Source organism: Herminiimonas sp. Marseille-P9896, from assembly GCF_903993245.1.
GTDB classification, from domain to species: Bacteria; Pseudomonadota; Gammaproteobacteria; order Burkholderiales; family Burkholderiaceae_D; genus Oxalicibacterium; species Oxalicibacterium contaminans.
Genome location: NZ_CAJEVT010000005.1, coordinates 21,727 through 46,670, shown reverse-complemented (window position 1 = coordinate 46,670; position 24,944 = coordinate 21,727). Strand labels below are relative to the sequence as shown.

The 24,944-nt window shown below is 54.4% G+C and carries 17 protein-coding genes; 9 read left to right on the top strand and 8 right to left on the bottom strand.

The window, feature by feature from the left end; translation table 11 throughout:
* Positions 1-338 (top strand): aromatic amino acid lyase (locus H7U06_RS16235; protein ID WP_175627157.1); only part of this gene is annotated, 338 nt, incomplete at its 5' end.
* 146 nt (positions 339-484) lie between these two features.
* Here the strand turns inward: H7U06_RS16235 and H7U06_RS16230 are convergent.
* The gene (locus H7U06_RS16230) at positions 485-1,579 is read right to left on the bottom strand and encodes a porin (protein WP_175627156.1); all 1,095 of its coding nucleotides are present in this window, start codon (positions 1,577-1,579) and stop codon (positions 485-487) included.
* Positions 1,580-1,720: 141 nt separating this feature from the next.
* Positions 1,721-2,671: an allantoinase PuuE gene (gene puuE / locus H7U06_RS16225; RefSeq protein WP_175627155.1), complete on the bottom strand. Its 951-nt coding sequence runs from the start codon at positions 2,669-2,671 to the stop codon at positions 1,721-1,723.
* Positions 2,672-2,844: 173 nt separating this feature from the next.
* Between puuE and uraH the strand changes: the two genes are divergently transcribed.
* The 3 genes from uraH to H7U06_RS16210 all read left to right on the top strand — a co-directional run bounded on the left by uraH (position 2,845) and on the right by H7U06_RS16210 (position 10,073).
* Positions 2,845-3,201 (top strand): hydroxyisourate hydrolase, encoded by a 357-nt coding sequence (uraH, locus tag H7U06_RS16220; RefSeq protein ID WP_175627154.1) that lies wholly within the window; start codon positions 2,845-2,847, stop codon positions 3,199-3,201.
* 346 nt (positions 3,202-3,547) lie between these two features.
* A complete protein-coding gene (locus H7U06_RS16335; RefSeq protein ID WP_254873268.1) occupies positions 3,548-7,282 on the top strand; it encodes an autotransporter outer membrane beta-barrel domain-containing protein in 3,735 nt (1,244 codons plus the stop codon).
* 79 nt (positions 7,283-7,361) lie between these two features.
* On the top strand, positions 7,362-10,073 hold the full coding sequence (locus tag H7U06_RS16210; RefSeq protein WP_254873267.1) for an autotransporter domain-containing protein: 2,712 nt from the start codon (positions 7,362-7,364) through the stop codon (positions 10,071-10,073).
* Positions 10,074-10,202: 129 nt separating this feature from the next.
* Here H7U06_RS16210 and H7U06_RS16205 read toward each other — a convergent pair whose 3' ends face one another.
* A complete protein-coding gene (locus tag H7U06_RS16205; RefSeq protein ID WP_175627153.1) occupies positions 10,203-10,421 on the bottom strand; it encodes a hypothetical protein in 219 nt (72 codons plus the stop codon).
* Between the two features lie 158 nt (positions 10,422-10,579).
* A complete protein-coding gene (gene cfa, locus H7U06_RS16200; protein WP_175627152.1) occupies positions 10,580-11,743 on the bottom strand; it encodes a cyclopropane fatty acyl phospholipid synthase in 1,164 nt (387 codons plus the stop codon).
* A gap of 155 nt (positions 11,744-11,898) precedes the next feature.
* Between cfa and H7U06_RS16195 the strand changes: the two genes are divergently transcribed.
* From H7U06_RS16195 to H7U06_RS16185, 3 genes are all read left to right on the top strand, one after another.
* Entirely contained in the window at positions 11,899-12,762 is an 864-nt protein-coding gene (locus H7U06_RS16195; protein WP_175627151.1) for a LysR family transcriptional regulator, read from the top strand.
* A gap of 162 nt (positions 12,763-12,924) precedes the next feature.
* Positions 12,925-14,595, top strand: a complete 1,671-nt coding sequence (locus tag H7U06_RS16190; RefSeq protein WP_175627150.1) for a methyl-accepting chemotaxis protein — start codon at positions 12,925-12,927, stop codon at positions 14,593-14,595.
* A gap of 385 nt (positions 14,596-14,980) precedes the next feature.
* Positions 14,981-16,486: a DEAD/DEAH box helicase gene (locus tag H7U06_RS16185; protein ID WP_175627149.1), complete on the top strand. Its 1,506-nt coding sequence runs from the start codon at positions 14,981-14,983 to the stop codon at positions 16,484-16,486.
* Positions 16,487-16,759: 273 nt separating this feature from the next.
* Here the strand turns inward: H7U06_RS16185 and gluQRS are convergent, their stop codons facing one another.
* Together gluQRS and H7U06_RS16175 are read right to left on the bottom strand one after the other, a co-directional pair.
* Positions 16,760-17,647 carry a tRNA glutamyl-Q(34) synthetase GluQRS gene (gene gluQRS, locus H7U06_RS16180; protein WP_175627148.1) on the bottom strand — a complete coding sequence of 296 codons (888 nt, stop codon included), beginning with the start codon at positions 17,645-17,647 and terminating at the stop codon, positions 16,760-16,762.
* Between the two features lie 2 nt (positions 17,648-17,649).
* The gene (locus H7U06_RS16175; protein ID WP_175627147.1) at positions 17,650-18,567 is read right to left on the bottom strand and encodes a LysR family transcriptional regulator; all 918 of its coding nucleotides are present in this window, start codon (positions 18,565-18,567) and stop codon (positions 17,650-17,652) included.
* A 122-nt stretch (positions 18,568-18,689) separates the two neighbouring features.
* Between H7U06_RS16175 and H7U06_RS16170 the strand changes: the two genes are divergently transcribed.
* Positions 18,690-19,388, top strand: coding sequence for a pirin family protein (locus tag H7U06_RS16170; RefSeq protein ID WP_175627146.1), 699 nt, complete (start codon positions 18,690-18,692; stop codon positions 19,386-19,388).
* Positions 19,389-19,467: 79 nt separating this feature from the next.
* Here H7U06_RS16170 and kdsA read toward each other — a convergent pair whose 3' ends face one another.
* Both kdsA and H7U06_RS16160 read right to left on the bottom strand, forming a co-directional pair.
* Positions 19,468-20,313 carry a 3-deoxy-8-phosphooctulonate synthase gene (kdsA, locus tag H7U06_RS16165; protein ID WP_175627145.1) on the bottom strand — a complete coding sequence of 282 codons (846 nt, stop codon included), beginning with the start codon at positions 20,311-20,313 and terminating at the stop codon, positions 19,468-19,470.
* A 67-nt stretch (positions 20,314-20,380) separates the two neighbouring features.
* Complete coding sequence (locus tag H7U06_RS16160) at positions 20,381-21,220, bottom strand: sulfurtransferase (protein ID WP_175627144.1); 840 nt, start codon at positions 21,218-21,220, stop codon at positions 20,381-20,383.
* 224 nt (positions 21,221-21,444) lie between these two features.
* Between H7U06_RS16160 and dnaE the strand changes: the two genes are divergently transcribed.
* A complete protein-coding gene (gene dnaE, locus H7U06_RS16155) occupies positions 21,445-24,903 on the top strand; it encodes a DNA polymerase III subunit alpha (protein ID WP_175627143.1) in 3,459 nt (1,152 codons plus the stop codon).
* Positions 24,904-24,944 lie beyond the last annotated feature (41 nt).

The window sequence follows — 24,944 nt, the reverse complement described above, 5'->3', positions numbered from 1 at the left end:
GCGTTGACAGCATCCCGGCCAAAGGCAATAGCGAAGACCACGTCTCCAATTCGACCTGGTGCGCACGCAAGGCGGCAACGGTGGTCGCCAACACGCAATACATCATCGGTGTGGAAATGCTGCTGGCGGCGCAGGCATTGACGATGACGGAAGATTTGTTGCCCGGCTTCGTACTGGGAAAAGGTACACAGGCGGCATATCAGGAAATTCGTCGTCAAATTCCGGCTTGCCTGGAAGGTGATCGCTGGTTCCATAACGATATCGCGGTGGCACAATCGTTTGTCGTTAGCGGCTCGGTACGCGATGCAGTCGTCAAGCAGATAGGTGCATTCGTCTGATTATGGATAAGGGAAGCGGATAAGGAAGCGCCATAAGCGCTTTCTCTATCGGAAAATAAAAAGAGTCACGCATGCGTGACTCTTTTTTATGTGCCTTGCCATGCGGAGAGCAGGGCAAGGCCGGTACATATCAGATTACATCATTCTCAGAACCGATGACGTATGCCCAGTGCAACGCTGTTACCCGTGGTTTGCTGAGTAATTTTGTCGTACATATAGACTGCATAGACATCGGTGCGTTTGGACAGATTGTAATCGTAGCCGAACGATGCGGTATTGCGTTTGAGATCCATGCCAACGACGGTGCCGTCACGTTTGGTGTTGGCCCAGGATGCCAGGATCGAACCTTGCCCCAGCGGGATGCTGGTGCCAAGCTGCACAGTCCTGTCTTTCAGGTCTATGTCATGACTGCTCTGGTTGTAGGTGGCAAACAGTTTGGCCACCGTAAAGTCGTAGGAGCCGCCGACAAACCATGAAGTCTGGCGCGCGGCCTTCATACCGCTGGCAAATGGAATATTGGTCGCCGGTTGTACATTGTTTTGTGACTGTTCCAGCGGATTGTTGACCTGAACCTTTTGGTAATAAGCCGTCAGCGCTAATGGACCATTGAAGTAAAGCAGGTTGGCACCGGCGTTGTTTTTGCCGGTTTTGCCGGCGACTTCGCCAAACTGGTAATGAAAGTTCGCTTTCAGACCGCCAATATCTGGCGTGGTGTAAATGATTTCATTACTCCAGCCTGTATCGCCTGCGACTGAGTTAGTCCAGCCGGATGCATTGAACCACGGTACATCCATGTGCAGGATGAGGGGCGACAGTTGGAAGGAATCACCATATGGGTTAAACAAGATCGAAGGCAGGAAGTTTGGCGCCAGGTCACGTCCCAGCGAAATCGCACCAAAGCTGCCGACCAGACCTACGTTGGCGTCACGCGAGAAAAAGGTTTCATTTCCGTTGAAACGACCTGAGGCACCAGTGTCGGCGCGGAAGAAGGAAGTCAGATTGAATTTGGCTTTGAGTCCGCCGCCCAGGTCTTCCGTACCTTTGAATCCGAACCATGAGGTAGTCATGCCACCACTGTTGACGACGCTGCTGCGGCCGTTATCACCGCTGTATTTCATCGAGCCGACATAGTTGTCGACCAGGCCGGTGACCTGTACCGATGATTGAGCCATTGCTGGTGCTGCAAATGCTGAAGCTATTGCGACTGCGAGGTATATCTTTTTATATTTTATTGGGTACATCTTTGTCTCCTGATTTTTTATATTTAAAAACGAGTTACTGCCACTCCTATTCATCGCCAGACACGATAGATGTCTGTGCGTCTTTTCGTGGAACCGCCACGTCGGTAAAACCTTGGGGATGGGTCGCGATTCAGTCAGGCATCAGCCGCTGAACGGATGTGTCGCGCGCCAGTGATTGGCAATATCAATGCGGCGCGTGATCCAGACCTGCTGGTGGCTCTGGATATAGTCGAGGAAGCGTGCCAGCGCCGCTGCGCGTCCGGGACGCCCGATCAGGCGGCAATGCAGGCCGACCGATAACATCTTCGGCTGGTTCAGGCCTTGCGGATCGCCTTCTGCGTACAGGACATCAAATGCATCTTTCAGGTAATCGAAAAATTGCGTGCCGGAATTGAAGCCTTGCAATGCGGCGAAGCGCATGTCATTGCTATCGAGCGTATAGGGCACGATCAGTTGCGGTGCCGTTACCTGCTTGCCGTTTGCATCGCGGTGGGCAACCTGTTCCCAGTACGGCAAGTCATCGGCATAGCTGTCGGCATCGTAGGCGAAGCCGCCGTGTTCCATCACCAGCCTGCGCGTATTCGGTGAATCACGTCCGGTGTACCAGCCGAGCGGGGCGCTGCCGGTCAGTTCACGGATGATGGAAACCGCTTCTGCCATGTGTTCGCGCTCGGTCGCTTCATCGATGTTTTGATAGCTGATCCAGCGCAAGCCATGGCAGGCGATTTCATGACCCAGTTCAAGGAAGGCGGACACTGCATCCGGATTGCGCTGCAAGGCACGCGCCACGCCGAAGACAGTCAGCGGCAATTTGCGCTCTTCAAACATGCGTAGCAAACGCCACAGCCCGGCGCGTGAGCCGTATTCGTATATGGATTCCATGCTCATATGACGCGCCGGGAAGCTTTGCGCACCTATGATTTCGGAGAGGAAGGTTTCTGAACCGGCATCGCCATCCAGTACGCTGTTTTCGGCGCCTTCTTCGTAATTGAGGACAAATTGCACGGCGATGCGAGCCTGCCCCGGCCATTGCGCGTGCGGCGGCATTCGGCCGTAACCGGTCATGTCGCGTGGGTAGTTTGGCTTGCTCATATATTCAGCCTTTTTTAATAATGATTTCTAATTTGGCTTTAACTGTGTCGACTGAATTATGTCTGCTGAATGTATGGCTGATATAAGCCGAGGCGTATATGGATTAAAGGCTGGCGGTATATGATCTGAGCCGGAGATGCAGCCAATTTTTAACGAACAAAAAAGGGAAAACCATGGGCAAGCTGAGTACACACGTGCTGGATATTACGAAGGGGAAACCTGGCGTAGGCGTGAGAGTGGCGCTGTATGCAGTCAACGATGCGGGTAATAGGACTTTGCTTAAAGCAGCTGTCACCAATCAGGATGGGCGTTGCGATGCGCCTTTGCTGGAAGGAGCAGAGATGAAGGTCGGCAAATACGCATTGGTATTTGCCGCCGGGGATTACTTTGCGGAGCAGGGTGCCGTTGTACCGTCGCCACGCTTTGTTGATGAAGTGGTGCTGGCTTTCGGGATTGCTGATGCCGCGCAGAATTACCATGTGCCGCTGGTGGTGTCGCCGTGGGCTTATTCGACTTATCGCGGTAGCTGAGCACAGTACCGAGTAGAGTGCGGGCGTCTGCCGCCCGCCGCTCGTTTTTCATACTGCAGACTTCGTGCCGTCTGGCCGGAGATCCAACTGGCATGCTCACCCGTGCCAGACGCACTGCCAGGGTTTAGCGCAGCTGCTGTCAGTCATTCGCATAAATGGGCGGCGCCCATTCTACGCCTGGTCGCAAATATTGCTTGTAGAACATTTGTTCTACATACAAGGCAAGCCAGACTACCTATAGTTTTCCCGTTTTTACAATACTTTTAGCGCATTTGGGCTGTTTCAAGGCATCTGGTTTTGCCGCGAGTACCCGCCTGACCGTCGCCTACCAACAGGGAAAACAAGAATGAAAACCACCAGGCCGCAACGCACGGTCATCAGTCTCGCCATCGCAACCGCGCTAAGCGCAACGGGGCCGACCACGGCGTTTGCTCAAACCGTCATTTCGGTTGATACCAACGCGACTCAGCGTTGGAGCAACGACGATTTCATGGTCAATAGCGGGGTCACGCTGAACTCGGATGCGGGTGAGCACGCGGTTTATGCGGATAGCGGCGGCACCCTGGGGAGTCTGATTAACAACGGCACCATTAGCGGCGCGGATGGCGGGGTTGCAATCAGCGGTTACATCAACCAGCTACACAATAATGGTTCAGTGTCGGGGGTAACTTACTACGGGATAGCCAATTTCCTGGGCGCGCGGATCAATGAGTTCCGCAACAGCGGGTCTATCAGTGGCAGCCCCGCAGGCTTAATGAATGCAGGTCGGATCGATAATTTCGCCAATCAGCAGACGGGTGTCATCTACGGGGTGGAAAATTCCGCTGGTGCGATCATCACCGATCTGTTGAATGAAGGTACGATCACCAAGCTGGAAAACAGTGGCAGCATAAGTAGTTCCAGTCCCTGGGGGATAGGGCTGGCGAACACCGGTACGCTTATTCTGCTGGAAAATAAAGTCGGTGGCTCGATACAAAATCTGTACAACAACGGTTCGCTCGTCACTTTAAACAATGAAGGTACGCTTACGGGCTTGTTTGGGCTGATTAACGGCGGCGACGTCTATTTCGGCGTCGGGATGCTGAGTGGAAGCGGCAGTATAGGTACGCTGGACAATAGCGGCAGCATTAAAGGCACCGGTGATGCCGGTATCGCCAATTACGTCGGCACGATCAACCTCCTGAAAAACAGCGGCACCATTTCCAGTGATGTTACGGACGCGATTTTTAATAACAGCGGCAGCGAGATCACTGCACTGATCAATACGACAGACGGTATCATCGGCGGATTGGCTACCGGCATCTTCAATGGTGGCCAGATCACAGACCTGACCAATCATGGCGACATCAATGGCTATACGGCGATCAGCAATGGCGGAGTGATTGACGTGGGTGGTTCCCCGGTCGCCTACAGCGGCGTGATAGGCAGCCTGATCAATACCGGCACTATCAGAAGCACCAGCAGCTCCGGCGATGCCATCGCCATCCTGAATGCAAGCAGCCTCGGCACCATAGGCTTGTTGAGTAATAGCGGCAGCATCAGCAGCGACATGATCGCTATTTTCAACGTCGGCACCATCGACAAACTGGACAATGGCACGCTGGGAACTATCACGGGCGCGGTTGGTATCGCCAATTCAGGCACTCTTACCGAACTGATCAATAGCGGAAAAATCTCTGCATCCGGAATCCCGCCTGTGATGTACAGCACAGGTGTATTCAATGGTGGCCTCATCACCTCGCTGGTCAATAATCAGAGCGGCATTATTTCAGATGGATATGCCGGTATCGCCAACGTGGCAGGTGGGACGATTACGAGCCTGCTGAATGACGGCCTGGTCAAAGGTACTGATGTCGGTATTTTCAACGATGGTGGTGAGATAGTCACACTAACCAACAACGGCGCGATAGAAGGCGACAATCAGTCAGGCATACTGAACCGAGGTGCTATCGGTACGCTGAACAATACGCATCGTATTTATGGCTGGAGCAGGGGCCTCGATAATTCCTCTGGCGCTATCATCACCGAGTTGAATAACACCGGCACTATCAGCAGCGACGATGAGGCAGGTATTAGCAACAGCGGCACCATCGCCACCCTGAACAACAAGCTCGGCGGTCGCATAGAAAATGGTCTTTCCAATAACGCTAGTGGCATCATCGATACACTGAATAACAAAGGAGCAATAGCCGGTTCCAGTAGCAATAATTCGTCGTACGCCTTGTATAACGAAGGTTATATAGGTGAGTTGAATAACAGTGGCTTGTTGACCTCGCCAGTCGACGCGGTTTACCTCGATGCAGGCAGCAACATCGGCAGTTTTATCAATAGCGGCAAGATAGCGGGTAGCTTCAGGAATTACTCCGGTGAGCCACTTGTCCTTCATGGCGGCACTGGCACGACATTCGGTGTGCTGACTGGTTCCAGCGGTGGCATAGGCGCGGCGGACATAGGCCTGATAGATAATCCGGGCGCACAGTTCGTGTTCAACTCTGGCAATCAGTTATTGAACGACCATATCAATGTCGGTACGAATGGTTACTCGGTCATCAATGCTGCCGGTGTATTGCAAGTCAATAATCACATCAATATCACCGGCAATTATTCGCAGCTCGCCGCCGCAACATTGAATGTCGGCGTGGCGAGCAATGCGGTAGCCAATGGTGTAAGTGGTGATCTTGGTTATGGTCGCCTGATCGTTTCCGGCAGTGCCGATATCATGAGCGGATCCAGCATCATGCTCAAAAACACGGGTAGCTACCGCTTTGCCAATGGTCAGCGTTACCTGGTGGTGCAGGCCAATAGCGTAGGCACCAACTATAACCAAACAGCATTGAATTACGGTGCAAGCGGTTTTAACGGCACGATCACCGGCAGTGCCGTTGCCGATGGCGCCAACCTGTCACTGGTACTGACGCTGGATGGCGGAACCGAGAACCAGGCCACGAATGGCAATGCACAAAATACCTTGAACGGCCTGTTCAACTACAGTGGCACCGATGCTGGCTTGATGAACTTGTTCAATGCCGCTGCAGCAGCTGGCTCCAGTGAAGAAGGCAATCGTGCCGGAGGGCAGTTGAATCCGGCCGCTGGTCAGGCTGGTGTGGCAGGTGCCAGTACGGCTATCTCCACACAAGTGCAGGGCATAGCGTTTGAGCGTTTAAACAATAGCTCGCCTGTTGCCAGTCTGGGCAGCAACGGCTTGTCTGCTGGTGACGGCATGCGTGACCGCGCAGCGTGGGGCCAGGCTTTCGGCGGTAAGGCTTCGGCTGATGCGCGCGATGGTGTATCCGGTTATCACGCCAGCTATGCAGGCTTGTTGCTGGGTGCGGATACTGCGTGGAACGATCAGTGGCGCGTCGGTGGCTTGTTTAACTATGCAAGCACTTCTGTTTCCAACGATGACGACAATGCCGGTAGCTACTCGCGCGTAAATTCTTATGGCCTGAGTGCCTATGCCGGCTACACCGGCGAGCCGTGGTATCTGAATGTATCTGTCGGTGCAATGCGCAGTGATGTGCAAGCACATCGTCTGGTCGATTTCACCGGTTTCCGTGGCATCGCCGACAGCAGCTATAAGGGCATGCAGTACATCGCAGCGGCGCAACTTGGTTACCCGATCAAGATCGATCAGGTCTTGCCGGGCGCGGTGCTGACACCATTGGCAGGTCTGGTCTATAGCAGCTTGCAGCAGGATGGTTACACCGAAACCGGCGGTAATGGTGCAGCTTTGCAAGTGGGCAAGTCCAGCACGCACTCAGTAAAAAGCGATCTCGGCTTCAAGCTGGAGCGCGCGTATAAGACAACATACGGCTTGTTGAAACCATCGGTGCAATTGTTGTGGCGTCATGAGTACAGCGACACGCGTTTGCAATCGATAGCTAACTTCGCGGCAGATACTATCGGAGCAACCACGTTCACGACGCAGGGAGCCAAACCGGTAAAAGATACTGGCGTCCTGTCGCTGGGGGCGACCTTGCTGCGCAGCGATACGCTCACACTCTCGGCCAACTACACGCTGGAACAGGGCGTTGGTTATAGCTCGCAAACCGGCAGCTTATTGGCACGCTGGCGTTTCTGAGTCACCCATACAGACAGGAAATACCATGCGTTTGGTCAAATCAGAAACGGTAATAACTGTCAGCTCGAGGCACAGTGCCTTGAGTCTCGCGCTATCCGCAGCTTGGGCGCTGATGGCGGCCACTTCGGCGCATGCAGATGCGCCGATTTCAGGAGCATTGTCCGGCGACTATAACTGGAACAACGGCGACCTGACGGTAGAGAGCAGTGGTCATTTGAGTGGCGGCAGCTCAGGTGTCTACACTGATGGCAGTACGCTCGGCACACTCAGCAATAGTGGTTACATCAGCGGCGCATTTGCTGCTATCGAGAACGACAAGACTTTAAGCGCGATCAATAATGCCAGCGGTGCATCTATCAGAGGCGGTGACTACGGGCTCTACAACGGTAGCGGTAGCCGGATAGGCAGTATCGTCAATCTTGGAGCGATACAGGCAGCGACGAATGGTTTTAACGGTATCAGCAACCAGGGAACGATCACCAATCTCAGCAATGGCAGCAGCGCTGTGATTGCCGGTGGCGAGATGAATGCCGGGATACAGAATTCGCGCGGGCAGATTAGTGTGCTGGACAACAGCGGCACGATACGCGGTGGCGACAGCAGTCTGGGCAGTTATAGCCATGGTATCGATAACAGCAACCGCAGCACGATAGGTACGCTCAACAACAACAGCGGCGCCACCATCTATGGCGCATATAGTGGCGTTTACAACTACAGTGGTTCCGGTACTTCGCTGATTACCGAACTGAACAATAGCGGCCTCATCACTGGCACGGTAGCCGGGATATATAACGATGACCGCGGCCGGATTGCGACGTTGAATAATTTGAGCGGTGGCACCATCAACGGTGGTCTGATCAATAGCGCCACGATTAACGTTCTCAACAATGCTGGCACCATCATAGACACCAGCACGGTCGTGACCAGTATTAACGGCGGGTTTGCAAGCGATGGTATTACCGCGCTCCATGCGGTCGCTGGAACCATAGGCAACCTGAACAACACCGGTCTGATCTCGGGCATCAACGCGATCATGATCGAATCAAGTGCAACGATTAGCACCTTGACCAACTCGGGAACCATCTCTGGCAACATCTTGAATAATTCGACCCGGGCGCAAACCATACTTGGTGGCACGGGCACGGTGTTCGGTACCCTGACCGGACAAAACGGCAGCATCGGCCTGATTGCGAATACGCGTTCCAACTGGATATTCGGTGGTGGCAATCAGCTACTCAACAGCAATATCGATGTCGGCAGCAACAGTGTCATCAATTCTGCGGGCGCGCTGCAACTCAATAATCAAATCAGCGTAACGGGAAACTACCAGCAAAGCGCGGCTGCAACCCTGAATATAGGTGTTGCCAGTGGTGCGATTGCGGACGGCGGCAGCAGCGATAGCGGTTACGGGCGTCTCATCGTTTCGGGCAGCGCCGTGATCGATGCCGGTTCCAGTGTGGCACTGAAAAAGAATGGCAGCTATCGCTTCGCCAATGGCCAGCGCTATCTGGTGATGCAGGCGGCCAGCGCGGGCAGCAATTACAACGAAGCGACACTGCGTTACCTGGCCGATGGCTATCGTGGCGACATCACCGGCAGCACCATACTCGATGGCAGCAATCTTGGGCTGCTATTGACGCTGGATGGAGAAATCGTCAATCCAGCGAGCGAGGTGTATGCGCGTAATACGCTGGATGGTTTGTACAAATACACTGGTACCGATGCCGCGCTCATGAATCTATTCAATGCCGCTGCCGCGTTAGCGACACCGGCCGACGCAAATCGCGCAGGGTCACAATTGAGTACATCATCCAGTACCTTCGGCATAGCCGGTGCTAGCGATGCGATCGGCAAGCATGTAAATGGCATGGTATTCAATCGACTGGATGGCAATACGCCGGGCGGTGCATCTGCCGCCAGCGGTTTGTCCGGCGGTGACGCGCTCAGCGACCGGGCAGTGTGGGGACAATTGTTTGGCGGGCGTGCTTCCGCTGATGAGCGTGACGGTGTCTCCGGTTATCACGCCAGTTACAACGGTCTGCTGCTGGGAGCTGATGCTGCACTGAATGGACGCTGGCGCGCTGGTGGTTTATTCAACTACGCCAGCACCTCGGTTTCCAACGACGGCAATAATGTAGGCAGCTATGCGCGTGTGAATACATATGGCCTGACTGCATACGCTGGCTATCAGGGTGCACCCTGGTATCTGAATATGTCGGCGTCCGTCATGCGCAGCAATATCGATGCACATCGTGTGCTGGACTTCACTGGTTTTTCTAGTACCGCGAATAGCAGTTACAACGGTATGCAGTACACCGCTGCCGCTCGTATCGGCTATCCCATCAGCGTGAACGAAATGATAGTCACGCCGCTGGCAGGCCTGACATACAGCAGCCTGCGTCTCGATGGCTACCAGGAAACCGGTGGCAACGGTGCGGCATTGAATGTGGCCGCGAGCGATACCCATTCGATCAAAAGCGATCTTGGCTTCAAGCTGGAGCGCGGCTATCAGACAGCCTATGGTGTGTTCAAACCTGCGCTGCAATTGTTGTGGCGCCACGAGTACAGTGACACGCGTTTGCAATCTGTCGCCAACTTCGCTGCAGATATATCCGGTGCCACCAGCTTCGTGACCCTGGGGCCGACCCCGCTTAAAGATACAGGCGTGTTGTCCTTGGCTGCGACCTTGCTGCGTAGCGACCAGCTCACGTTGTCTGCCGCTTATACGCTGGAAAAAGGCGGTGGCTATACTGCGCAAACCGGCAGCCTGTTGGCACGCTGGCGTTTTTAACGGTGGCTGATGCAGGGCAGACTCTCATCTGTATCAGGACTTCCAGACGGAACAAGGGCGCGTGCGTAGTTAAACGCATGCGCCCTTGTTCATATGGTCAGGCTATATGCCCGATCCTATGATCGCGATTTATATGCGGCTATAGATGCTATCGCTATCGCTCAGTTTAAATGTGCCGTCGCTTTGCGGTTGTGCAATGCGATCCGTGTACTTGACGCGATATCCCTGGAAGTCGCGTGGCAAATGCGTCATGCCGAAATCCAGATAGCTGATGCCGGTGGTGAGGTTTTGCAGGATAACGGTATGACCGGATGCATTTTTAACCTTGAATTCCTCTTTGACTACCATGATAAAACCTCCTGTTTGAGTAAAGCTACTTGAAAGGCTGACGAGGGAAACAGCTCCTCGCGCCCAACCCTGACCAGCATTGCAACTGGTCGATACTGCAAAAAAATCCGTATGTGTTTATCTGCAGAAACTGCCGATGTGTTGGTAAGCGTCCGGCATTACACGCGTGTACGGCGATAACCATCACGCACGCCTTCTTTCGATAGCACCCATTGCCACAGCTGTATGTCGCGTGCGCGGAATGCGCCAGCGCAAGACAGCAGGTAATAGCGCCACATACGGTAAAAACGATTGCCCAGATCCTTTTCAAAACGCGGCCACGCATAGCTGAAGTTGCGATACCAGGCCATCAGGGTCTTGTCGTAATCAGCTCCGAAGTTGTGCAAGTCTTCGACCACGAATAAATTGTCTGCTGCATCACCGACTTGCCCTATCGATGGCAGGTCGCCATTCGGAAAGATGTATTTATCTATCCATGGATCGGGGGCGGATTTGCGCATGTTCTTGCCTATGGTGTGCAGCAGGAACAAACCATCTTTCTTCAGGCAGCGATGTGCGACTTCCATATACGTGCGGTAATTCTTGCGGCCTACATGTTCAAACATGCCGACGCTGGCGATCGCATCGAAGGGCTCGTTCAATTCCCGATAGTCTTGCAGGCGGAATTCCAGTGGCAGATGCGCGTAGCGTTGCTGTGCCCAACTGACTTGCTCTTTCGAAATGCTGACGCCTACGCAATGCACACCATAGTGTTCGGCCGCATACGACATGAAGCTGCCCCAGCCACAACCGATGTCGAGTACACGCATGCCGGGTTTGAGCTGCAATTTGCGGCAGATCATGTCCAGCTTCGCGGTTTGCGCTTCTTCGAGGTTGCCGGCGTGTTCCCAGTAGCCACAGGTATAAGTCAGGCGGCTATCCAGCATCGCCGCGTAGAAGTCATTGCCAAGGTCGTAATGGACTTCGCCCACTTGCCGGGCGCGTTTCATATCCTGCCGGTTCAGTAGCTTGGCGGCCAGTACATGGCCGAGCAGGCGCAGCGGCTTGATCTGGTCGGTCATACGTGTGCTGAGGAGGCGGGCGAAGAATTCGTCCAGTTCTTCCGCTTCCCATGCGCCATCCATATACGCTTCGCCCAAACCGAGGTTGCCTTGCGAAAAAGCACGTTCCGGCACGCCCGGTGCTTTCAGTTGCATATCCCAGGGATGTGGTCCGTTGATCTTGATCGCGGCCTTGCCCAGCAAATCGGCAGTCGCGCGGTGCAGACGTGTGTGGTCGGGAATGAAGGGGGCTGCATCCTGGGAAAACATTTGGGACGACATGTACATGGCTCCTTTCCGGCATGGGCAAGCGCACGAAGTTTTAAGTTTCGATTGCTTGGCGTTAAAATATGTATAAATTATGCATATTTAAACTGGGTATTAAAAATGAAATTTAATGCGATTTATTATCAAGAAAATTGCACTGAAAGCTGGCCATGGACATAGAACTTGCCCGCACCTTCCTCTACATCGTCCGCTCCGGCAGCTTCATCGCCGCCGCCACGCGCCTGCATGTGACGCAGACCACGGTCACTGCCAGAGTGCAAAACCTGGAGTCGCAACTGGGTTGTTCCTTATTCGTCCGTAATCGCGCCGGGGCACGCCTGACCGACGATGGTGAGCGCTTCGTCGGTTATGCCAGTCAACTGGTGCAAACCTGGGACGCGGCGCGCCGTGATTTGCCTTTGCCGGATGGTTACGGTGATTCGCTGGCGCTGGGGAGTGAGGTCAGCCTGTGTAATCCGCTGATGCTGCAATGGACTTTGCAATTGCGGCGTGAGTTGCCGTCGCATGCGATACGGGTCGAAGTTGGTGACGGCGCCAGCCTGCAATCCAAGCTGGAGCGCGGTTTGCTGGATGCGGCACTGGTTTATCGCCCCGAATACTGGACCGGCATGCAGGTAGAGCAATTGCTGGAGGAAAAGCTGGTGCAGGTGTCTTCGACTAAAAATTCCGAGCCATACGTGTATGTCGACTGGGGACCGGACTTCCGCAAGCAGCACGACGCGGCCTTGCCGGACAAGGCGAAGAATGTGCTGTCCTTCAACCTTGGGCCGCTGGCTTTGCAATACCTGCTGCAATGTGGCGGTACCGGTTACTTCCGTACGCGGGGAGTGCGGCGCGCGCTGGCAGAAAATTTTCTGCAACTGGTAAAAAGCGCGCCTGAGTTCTCATATCCGGTTTATCTGGTCTATACGCGGGAGAAGGAGACAGAAGTGATGCAAAAGGCGTTTGATATGCTCCGTAGCGTGGTGAAGGAGGAAGCAGACTGGTCCGGACACTGGGATTTCGTGCCCTGATTTTGCACGGAAATGATGCAAATTTTGATCTAACGCAAGAAAAATATTCCCTACGGGAATATAGTTGCTACGAAGTATTATTCTTGCAGTCGATCTTGTGACTGGTTTTTTGCGGTTCCAGTCATTGCTACGTTCTACCCATTCCCAGCCGGAGATGTACTTATGCGCACCAATTTGCCTGTTACGAGTAACGAATATTTCCTCCAGGACGGAATGTCGCTGGTCTCGAAAACAGATACCAAGGGCCGGATCACTTATGTGAACCCTGCTTTCATGGAAGCCAGTGGTTTCCATGAAGATGAATTGATCGGCAAGCCGCATAACCTGATCCGTCATCCCGACATGCCGGAACAAGCATTCGGTGACATGTGGCAAACGTTGAAGCAAGGTTTGCCATGGACCGGCCTGGTCAAGAACCGCCGCAAGAATGGTGACTTTTACTGGGTGAATGCGAACGTTACGCCGGTACGTGAAAACAATGAAATCGTCGCCTTCATGTCGGTGCGTAGCAAGCCCAGCCGTGAGCAGGTCGAAGGTGCAGGCGCTATCTATGCACGCTTCAAGGCGGATCAGGCCAAAGGCCTGGCCATCAAACGCGGCGCGGTCGTACGCACTGGTATCTTCGGCAAACTGGCCGCATTGCGTGACATCGGTCTCGGCGTCAAACTGGGTCTGGGCATGCTGACGTTGACTGCATTGATTGCGGCGCTGGGTTTTGTCGCGACGACAGCAGCAGAAAACGCAGCGAATATGGGCTGGTACGCAGGTGCGACGATCGCAGGTGTTTGTATTTCCTTGTTGTTGTGGGCTAGTTTGCACGCGTCTATCGTGCGTCCTTTGCGCAAGCTGATCGCGGAAACCCGCGTCATTGCAGGTGGTGACCTGACGGTGGATTTCGAAATTGACCGTCATGACGACATGGGTCAATTGCAGCAAGCGCTGCAGCAAATGAATGTCAACTTGCGCTCGGTCATGGGTGATATCCGTACCAATGTGGATTCCATCACCATCGCCACGCGTGAAATTGCCGCTGGCAATATGGATCTTTCCGGTCGTACCGAATCGCAGGCTTCCAGCCTCGAAGAAACTGCATCCAGCATGGAGCAGTTTGCGTCGACGGTGAAGCAGAATGCAGACAGCGCCAGCCAGGCCAATGAGCTGGTGCAATCGGCTTCCGAAGTCGCTGGCAAAGGTGGTGCGGTGGTTGAAAAAGTCGGCGCGACCATGGATGAAATCAGTGCTTCCGCTAAAAAGATCGTCGACATCATCAGCCTGATCGACGGCATCGCATTCCAGACCAACATCCTCGCGCTGAATGCAGCAGTAGAAGCGGCGCGCGCCGGTGAGCAGGGCAAAGGCTTTGCGGTGGTGGCGGCGGAAGTGCGCAGCCTGGCGCAACGTTCAGCCAGCGCAGCGAAAGAAATCAAAGGCCTGATCGACGATTCGGTAGAAAAAGTCGACGCCGGTAACCGCCTGGTCAGCGATGCAATGACCACCATGGATGACATAGTGAGCTCGGTGCAGCGCGTGACCGGTATCATGAATGAAATCACGGTTGCCAGCCGTGAACAAAGCAATGGCATAGACCAGGTCAACCTGGCAGTGTCGCAGATGGATGAGGTGACCCAGCAGAATGCGGCCCTGGTCGAGCAAGCTGCTGCAGCGGCCGCCAGCCTGGAAGAACAAACCTTCCACCTGACGCAATCGATCGCGGTATTCCGTACCGGCCGTAGTGTCAGTCCGCATGCCGCACATGCCGGCAACAAACATGCGCAGCACGGATCGTCGCAACGTTTGCCGGCCAACAACGAGGCTTTGCGCCTGACTGCCTGATCAGCTCAGGCGCAAATAATCGGGGCTGGATTTGCTTGTTGGCAACTCCAGCCCCTTTTGTCTTCCGACTCCCCATCGTATGCCATGCCGCAGTGCGTCAACTGCGGTTTGTGCCAGATTTCCCCCTTTTTAGCGGCTACATACCGATAAATCACGGGAAATTGCCGTCCAGCGTATAATGCTGACTGTCCTGTCGAGGGTAGTGGTGGCGGTTGAGCTGGTCCCGGTTTTCTAGAGCGGCCTGCGCCCGCACATGCACCTCGTTTCATCACCACAGAAATAATTCAAATTTATCGAAAGAGCCGGGTCTTTTTCGGATTGCTTGTGCGGTTTTATTATCGGCATCGATCATGTCGCCTCGCAAGGGCAAGACCTGCTAAACATCATGTCTGATAGTCAGCCTGTAATCCCAACGACCACTCCGTCAGCCGCCGCGGCCGATGCTCACCCTGCTGTCCGTTTTGAAGACTTCGGCCTGGCGCCGGAAATCCTGCGTGCCCTGGGTGAACAGGGCTATGTGCACCCGACGCCTATCCAGGCCGAAGCGATCCCGGTCGTCCTGCAAGGTGTGGACGTCATGGGAGCGGCGCAAACCGGTACCGGTAAGACTGCTGGTTTCTCGCTGCCAATTATTCAATTGCTGATGGCACATGCCAACAGCAGCGCATCGCCTGCGCGCCATCCGGTGCGTGCACTGGTCCTGACGCCGACGCGTGAGCTGGCAGATCAGGTTGCGGATAACGTCAAAGCATATTCACGTCACACACCGCTGCGTTCAGTAGTGGTCTTCGGTGGTGTCGACATGGCACCGCAAAGCGCAGCGCTGCGCTCCGGCGTCGAAATCGTGATCGCTACACCGGGTCGTTTGCTCGACCACATTCAGCAAAAAACGCTGAACCTGTCGCAGACACAAATCCTGGTGATGGATGAAGCGGATCGCATGCTGGACATGGGTTTCCTGCCTGACTTGCAGCGCATTATCAATCTCTTGCCTAAGCAGCGCCAGAACCTGATGTTCTCCGCGACCTTCTCGCCGGAAATCAAAAAACTCGCAGCGACCTTCCTGAAAGATCCGGTCACCATCGAAGTGGCGCGCAGCAATGCCACCGCCGAGAACGTGACGCAAATCGTCTACAAGATGGAAGAGGGCGACAAGGGTGATGCAGTGTCTTACATCATTCGTGAACGCGGCCTGAAACAAGTGATCGTTTTCTCCAACACCAAGATCGGTGCATCGCGCCTGGCGCGTCAACTGGAAAACGAAGGTGTGAAAGCGTCGGCCATCCATGGCGACAAATCGCAAGCCGAGCGTATGACGGCACTGGATGCTTTTAAGAATGGCACGATAGAAGTACTGGTTGCAACCGACGTTGCCGCACGTGGCCTGGATATCGCTGAACTGCCGTGCGTGATCAATTACGATTTGCCATACAACGCTGAAGATTACGTCCATCGTATCGGTCGTACTGGCCGTGCTGGTGCTTCTGGCGATGCGATCTCGCTGTACTCGGATAAGGATGCGCGTTTGCTGGTTGATATTGAGAAGCTGATCAAGCACAAGTTCGTACCTGCGCATCTGGCTGGTTTTGTGCCTGCTGCTCATCGTGTCAGTGAGCGTAAGGAACGTGGTCCGCGTCGGGATGAGGGTGAATCGCGCGGGCGTGGTGCTGAGCGTCGTGAATCGTCTGCGCGTGATTCGTCCGGTGGTCGTGATACTTCTAGTCGTAGTGCGTATGCTGCTCCGCGTAAGGAGAAGATAGATCCGTTCTTTACCAAGCCTTATGAACCTGCGCCGTCTACTGTTAGTGAGGCTAAGCCAGTGGAGCAGGCTCCGGCTAAGGCGCCTAAGCATAAGATGGCGGCTTTGTTGGGTGGGGCGCCTAAGAGGTAGTTAGATCTGTTTTTAAAAAAGGACGCGAGTTTGCGTCCTTTTTTATTGGTGGGTTGATTTCGTTTCTCTTTAATTGATGTTGTACTTTCTTCGAGGAGAAGTGCGTTGCCGGGTGTGGCCCGGCGGCCACTCACTTTCTTTGCTTCGCCAAAGAAAGTAAGCAAAGAAAGGCGACCACGGCGCCGCTGCCCCTGCGGGGTTCCCATTTTCTGCCCAGCACAAACGGCATCGTCACAGTGGATTAACAGCCGCAGCCTTTATGGGTTGCCTTGGTCAATTGCAAAAACGTTGTGCCCATGCGGCGGTCGCTGCTGACCAAAATCCCTCTATTGTTGCGGCTGGCGCTATTTTTAGTTCGAGAAAGGCCGCTGCTTTGATCAGTTCATCCATTGGATGCGCAAGATCAAGTGCAAGTGCACCAGTCTGCTTCGACAACTTCTCGCCGACGTCATTTAATACGACAGGTACGTGCATGTACTCGGGCGTCGGATAGCCCAGCATACGCTGCAGATAAATTTGCCTGCCCGTCGATTCCAGCAAGTCGGTGCCGCGCACGATGTGTGTCACGCCTTGTTCTGCATCGTCAACAACAACTGCTAGCTGGTAAGCCCAGAAACCATCTGCACGTTTTAAAACAAAGTCACCGACTTCGGTCGACAGGTGTTGCGTGAGTGGCCCCAGCCAGCGATCGTTGAAGTCTATGGTTTCGTTGGCTTCATTCGCATCCGGTACGCGTACGCGCCAGGTGCGCGCAGTTTTTCCGGGCGCGACGCCATCGCGGCAAGTGCCCGGATAAATCGCTGCGCCATCAGCCGCCACGCCCAGTCGGGAATCTGCAATTTCGCGGCGGGTGCAACCGCATGGATAGACCAGTCCGTTGAGACGTGTGAATGCCGCCTGATACAAATCCTTGCGCTCACTTTGCACCACTACTTCACCATCGTGCTGCATGCCGAATACGGTCAGTGCTTCCATGATGGCGGCTGTGGCATCGGCGACTGTGCGGGTTTCGTCTATGTCTTCTATGCGCACCAGCCACTGGCCCTGATGCGCTTTCGCATCCAGATAGCTGGCCATCGCCGCGACCAGCGAACCTGCGTGCAAGGGGCCACTCGGTGATGGCGCAAAGCGTCCTATGTACTTCATCTTTGTATTCGTCATGCTTACTCCGCCAGCAATGCGCGTTGCACATCGGGATCTGCCAGTTTGTTGAGGAACCATTTCAGGCATTTGCCGCGCGAGGAATTGCGCCACGCATACTGCGGTAGTCCTGTGGGTTTGGTTTCTATCGTGGCTTTTTCTATCAGCTCGCCTGATGCAAGATAGGGGGCGGCCCATTTGCGTGGCAAGTGACCGCAGCCTAGTCCGGCTAGCTGTGCTTTCAGTTTTTCCTGCAAATCAGGAACCGTCAGCGTCGCTTGTCCGGTCAGCAGGCCGACGCTGACACTGGGCAGGAAGCGGCCGCTGTCGGCAGCGACTACTGTGCGATGTTGCTGCACCAGTTGTGGCGATAAGGGATCTTCTGCTGTTGCCAATGGATGTCCTGGTGCTACGGCGAAGACCCAGTCGACTTCGCCTAACTGGCGTACGCGAAAATCACCGCTGCCGCGCACGATGTCGGGGCCGTCTGAAGAAACGCCGATGGCGAGATCCGCTGCGCCGCTGGTCAGGGTTTCCCATACGCCGGACAGGACTTCGGTGGAGAAACGCAACTGTGTGCCGGAACCCTCAGCATCGAATTCACGTATCAGTGGCAGCATTTTTTCAAACGGGATGATGCTGTCGAGCACGATGCGTAGTTCGACCTCCCAGCCTGTGGCAGTACGCTTCACCCTTTGTTCCAGTTCATCGGCGGCGCGCAACAGGTGACGACCCTCGGTCAGCAATTCCTGTCCGGCGGCGGTCAGCTTGGCGCGATGGCCGCGGCGGTCGAAGAGCAGGACATCCAGGTCTTCTTCCAGTTTGCGTACGCTATAGGTCAGCGCCGACGGCACGCGATCGAGCGCCACAGCCGCGGCGGCAAAGCTACCCTTGCGGTCTATGGCGTCGAGTATGCGTATGGCTTCCAGTGTCAGATTCATCAGGTTTTCTATTGTTCAAAAAAATTGAATAAATTATCCTGAATTATGCCCTTATTTAAACCATTTTGAACGTCTATAGTGAGAACCAGTTAAACAATAAAACTCACCGAAAGGAAAAAATCATGTTTGAAATTCGCAAAAGTGAAGACCGGGGCCACGCAAATCACGGTTGGCTGGATTCGCACCATACCTTTTCCTTCGCTGATTACTATGACGAAAAACATATGGGTTTTGGCCCGTTGCGCGTGATTAATGAAGACCGCGTGCATGCGGGACAGGGCTTCGGTACGCATGGTCATCGCGACATGGAAATCATCAGCTACGTGCTGGAAGGCGAGCTGGCGCACAAAGACAGCATGGGTACCGGCAGCGTTATTCGTCCCGGTGACGTGCAACGCATGAGCGCAGGCAGCGGCGTACGCCATTCGGAATTCAATCATTCCAAAGACCAGACCACGCACTTCCTGCAAATCTGGATCCAGCCGAATGTGAATGGCATACCGCCTAGCTATGAAGAGAAGCATTTCTCTACAGAAGAAAAACGCGGTCGTTTGCGCCTGATAGCAAGTGAAGACGGTGCTGATGGTTCGGTGCTGATCCATCAGGATGCGAAGCTGTATGTCGGTTTGTTTGACGCTGCTGAAACTGCGGAGCTGACATTGGCGAAAGGTCGTCGTGCCTTGATCCACGTTGCTCGGGGTTCGGTCTCGGTCAACGGTGTCGCGCTGAAAACCGGCGATGCTTTGAAAGTGACTGACGAACAAAGCCTGAAAATCAGTGATGGTCAGCAGGCTGAAGTATTGGTGTTCGACCTGGTGTAATTCAGTCGTAATAAGCAGTCGCAATAAAAAAAGCGCAGCTCCTTCATGGAGGCTGCGCTTTTTTATTTATATGAAGCTTTTAGGCTTCGATATCCAACGGTGCAAACGATTTAACCAGATCATCCAGCTGTTTCAATTGCGCGAGGAAGGGTTCCAGCTTGTCCAGCGGCAGTGCGCTCGGACCATCGCATTTCGCTACTTTTGGATCTGGATGCGCTTCAAGGAACAAGCCAGCTAAACCTACGCCCATACCGGCACGTGCCAGATCGGCGACTTGTTCGCGACGGCCACCGGATGCGGTGCCCATGGAGTCGCGTTGTTGTAATGCATGGGTGACGTCAAAAATGATAGGCAGGTTGTTGGTGACCTTTTTCATCACGCCGAAGCCCAGCATATCGACTACCAAATTGTCGTAGCCGAAGCAGGTGCCGCGATCGCACAGGATCAGTTGCTCGTTACCGGCTTCGCGGAATTTTTCCACGATGTTCAGCATTTGCGGCGGGCTGAGGAATTGCGGTTTTTTGATGTTGATGACGCGGCCAGTTTGCGCCAGCGCGACGACCAGATCAGTTTGGCGTGCGAGGAAGGCTGGCAGTTGCAGCACGTCTATGACTTCGGCCGCGATCTTGGCCTGATACGGCTCATGCACGTCGGTAATGAGCGGCACGCCAAAGGTTTTTTTCACATCTTCAAAAATACGCAAGCCTTCTTCCAGTCCCGGGCCGCGATACGAATGTATCGAGGAGCGGTTGGCCTTGTCGAACGATGCCTTGAAGACGTAAGGGATGCCGAGCTTGCTGGTGACGCGCACGTATTCTTCGCAGGAACGCATGGCGAGTTCGCGCGATTCGAGCACGTTGATGCCGCCGAACAGGACGAAGGGTGCTGCGTTGTCGACCTTGATTTCACCGTTGATATTGATCATTTTATTTGGCAGCTTATAAGTACATTAAGTTAAACAGCATGGTCCTGTGGCAAGTGGCGACAGGTAATTATTTCGCGCAGTGCGGGCAGGCGCTGCCTTCGACAAACTCGGGTGCCAGTTGCTCGCGTGGCGTGACCGTTGCGTTGCAGCTGGGGCAGGTCGTCGCCAGGCTCGGTTCGAGGCGCGGATTCAGCGCGGTGCGATGATCGAAGACGAAGCAGTCGCCGGTGTAGTGTGCACCGCCTACTTCTTCAAAGTATTTGAGGATGCCGCCGTCGAGTTGGTAGACGCTGTCGTAGCCGACGTTTTTCATATGGATAGCGGCTTTTTCGCAGCGTATGCCACCGGTGCAGAAGGTGACCACGGTTTTATCCGCCAGCTCATCCTTGTGCTGTGCCACCACTTCAGGAAAGTCGCTGAATTTTTCAATGCGGTAGTCGAGGGTGTTGTCGAAGGTGCCGACATCGACTTCGAAAGCATTGCGGGTTTCCATCATGACGACCGGTTTGCCTTCATCGTCATGACCCTGGTCCAGCCAGCGCTTGAGCGTGGTCGGTGTGACAGCAGGGGCGCGGCCTTCTTCCGGCTTGATCAGCGGATGCTTCATCGTAATGATTTCGCGCTTGAGCTTGACCAGCATATATTTGAACGGCTGGTCGTCGGAGTAGCTTTCCTTTACTTCCAGATCGGCAAAGCGTGCATCCGCGCGTACCCAGGCCAGGAAGCTGTCTATGTGGGCGCGGGTACCGGCCAAAAACATATTGATGCCTTCCGGGGTCAGCAGGATCGTGCCTTTTAGTGACAATTCATTGCATTTGGCGAGAAATTCCGGACGTTTCTCTGCCGTATCGTCAAAAGTGATGAATTTGTAGGCGGCGATGTTAACGAATGTGGCGGTAGCTTGCATGCTGATGTATTTCTTTACTGTGCTTGTTCTTGTGAGAAGAACAATAATTCGGGCAATTATTCTGGCTGCTGGCCTGTATGCAGCACCAGGTCTGGCGATGGCTAATGGCTAAGGCATCGGGAGCGGGCAGCTGCGGTCAGGCAGGAACAAGCCGACATTATAAACTTCCGCTTTAGGAATGATGAAATGTCTGATCAAGGGAGTGGTCGCGGTAGAATACGGCCATGATTTCTCCGCAATTTATTCATCTCCGTCTCCATTCCGAATATTCGATCGTTGACGGCCTGATACGCATCGACGATGTGATCCAGGCCGCCGCTGCCGATATGCAGCCTGCGCTCGCGATTACTGACCTGGCCAACCTGTTTGGCATGGTCAAATTCTATAAAGAAGCCCGCTCCAACGGCATCAAGCCGATAGTCGGCTGCGATGTCTGGATCAGCAATGATAATGACCGCGACAAGCCGTCGCGCCTGTTGCTGCTGGTTAAGAACAAGGACGGCTATCTGCAATTGTGCGATTTGCTGTCCCGCGCCTGGCTGACTAACTTGCACCGTGGCCGTGCCGAAATCCGTCCTGAGTGGCTGGAAGAGATAGCGGCCGAAGGCAAGCAGGGTTTGATCGTCCTGTCCGGTGCGCATTTTGGTGACGTCGGCATCGCCATCGATAACGGCAACCTGGCTGGTGCGGAACGTTGCGCGCAGCGCTGGGCGGATATATTCCCCGGACATTTTTATATCGAAGTGCAGCGTGCCGATCAGCCGAATATGGATGGCCATGTGCGCCAGGCTTCGGTGCTGGCCGCCAAGCTGAACCTGCCGCTGGTGGCAACCCATCCGGTGCAATTCCTGGGGCCGGAAGAATTTACCGCGCATGAAGCGCGTACCTGTATTTCCGAAGGCGAGATCCTCGCCAATCCACGCCGTATCAAACGCTTCAACGAACAGCAACGCTTCAAGTCGCAGGCCGAGATGGCAGAGTTGTTCGCTGATATGCCGAATGCCTTGCAAAACTCGGTCGAGATCGCCAAGCGCTGCAACCTGGTGCTGGAACTGGGCAAGCCCAAGTTGCCTAATTTCCCGACCCCGGATGGTTCGTCTATCGATGAGTTCCTGGTCAAGGAAGCGCAGCGCGGTCTGGATCAGCGTATGGAGCATTTGTATCCGGACCCGGCAGTACGTGAAAAGCACCGCGAACGTTATCAGGCGCGCCTGAAGTTCGAGACCGACACCATTATCAAGATGGGTTTCCCGGGCTACTTCCTGATCGTGGCCGACTTTATCAAGTGGGCCAAGAACAATGGCGTACCGGTCGGACCGGGCCGGGGTTCGGGTGCGGGTTCGCTGGTTGCGTACTCGCTGCTGATTACCGATCTGGATCCGCTGCAATACAACCTGCTGTTCGAGCGCTTCCTGAATCCTGAGCGGGTATCCATGCCCGACTTTGATATTGATTTCTGCCAGGAAGGGCGTGATCGCGTCATTCAGTACGTGAAGGATCAATACGGCAAGGAAGCGGTGTCGCAGATTGCGACCTTCGGTACCATGGCGGCCAAGGGTGCTGTGCGTGACGTGGGTCGCGTACTGGATTTCGGCTACAACTTCTGTGACGGCATTTCCAAGCTGATCCCATTCAAGCCGGGTAAGCTGGTCACGATTTCGGATGCGATCAAGGAAGAGCCGCTGCTGGCCGAGCGTCTGGAGAACGAAGAAGAGGTCAAGCAGTTGCTGGACCTGGCGCAACAGGTTGAAGGTATTGCCCGTAACATCGGTATGCACGCCGGTGGCGTGTTGATCGCACCGGGCAAGCTGACTGATTTCTGCCCGCTCTATACACAGGGCGGCGATGCCGGTGTGGTCTCGCAATACGATAAGGATGACGTGGAGGCGGTCGGCCTCGTGAAGTTCGACTTTTTGGGTCTGACCACGCTGACGATTCTTGATCGTGCGGTGCGCTACATCAAGGATCTGGATCCGGCGATGTCGGAGTTTGCGCTGGAGAAGTTGCCGCTGAATGACCGGCCATCGTATGAACTACTGACCAAGGCGAAAACCGTCGCTGTATTCCAGCTGGAAAGCCGCGGCATGCAAGGCATGCTGAAGGATGCGCGGCCAGATCGCTTTGAAGACATTATTGCGCTGGTAGCGCTGTATCGTCCGGGTCCTATGGATCTGATCCCGGATTTCTGCCGACGCAAACACGGCGAACGTTTTGAATATCCTGATCCGCGTACCGAGTCCATCCTGTCTGAAACCTACGGCATCATGGTTTATCAGGAACAGGTTATGCAGATGGCGCAGGTCATCGGTGGCTACTCGCTGGGTGGTGCTGACTTGCTGCGTCGTGCGATGGGTAAGAAAAAAGCCGAAGAGATGGCGCAGCATCGCGAGTTGTTCCGTGCGGGTGCAGCGAAGAATGATTTGTCCGCAGAAAAAGCGGATGAGATCTTCGACTTGATGGAAAAATTCGCAGGCTATGGTTTTAATAAATCACATGCTGCTGCTTACGCTTTACTCTCGTATCACACCGCCTACCTGAAAGCGCATCACCCGGCCGCGTTTATGGCAGCCAACTTGTCGCTGGCGATGGATGACACCGACAAGATCAAGATCCTGGTCGAAGATGCGATCGATATCTGCGGACTGACTTTGCTGCCGCCGGATATCAACCAGTCTGATTACCGCTTCACACCAGTCGGTGTGCCGGGCAAGAAAGCGACGCAAATACGTTACGGCCTGGGTGCGGTCAAAGGTTCGGGTAAAGGTGCTATCGATGCAGTCATCGAAGCACGCAAGGAACGTCCGTTCACTGATTTATTCGACTTTGCCAAGCGCGTCGATAAGCGCCAGATCAATCGTCGTACGATAGATTCGCTGATCCGTGCCGGTGCCTTCGACTGCTTTAATGTTGATCGCGCGATCCTGCTGGCATCTGTGGCCTTCGCGATGGAATGTGCCGAGCAGGCCGAGGCAGCGGCGAATCAGGTCAGCCTGTTTGGTGGTGATGACAGCGATCTGGAAACGCCGCCGGAATACGTCAAGGTATCGCCATGGAGCGACAAGCAAAGACTGACGGAAGAAAAAGGTGCGCTCGGCTTTTATCTATCCGGTCACTTGTTCAATGCCTATGCCGAAGAAGCGAGTCGCTTTGCCCGTACCAAACTGAGCAAGATAGAACCATCGCGTGATCCACGCACCATCGCCGGTGTGATCTCGGGTTTGCGTACGCAAATGACACAACGTGGCCGTATCACTATTGTCACGCTGGATGATGGCAGTGCGACGGTGGACGTCACGGTTTATAACGAGTTGTATGATGCCAACCGCCATATGTTCAAGGAAGACGAATTCCTCGCGGTGACCGGCAAGGTGTCGGAAGATCGCTTCTCCGGTGGTTTGCGCATCAGTGCCGAGAAAGTCATGGATATAGCAGGAGTGCGCATCCAGTATGCAAGCTGCGTGCGTCTGTGCTTGCCGGCCTCGACGGATATCAATGTGCTGAAGGCGGCGTTGCAACCAGCGGCGCGCACGGATGGCAGCCGGGTCGTGATCCAGTACCAGAATCCCAAGGGTGTATCGGAATTGTGCTTTTCAGAGCAATGGCGTATCAATCCGGACGACAACATAAAACAAAAACTAATCGATTTATATTCGGAAAAAAATGTACAGATCGCCTATGACTGATCGTTTCAAACTGCTGACTTCAACTGACGGAGATATGGCGC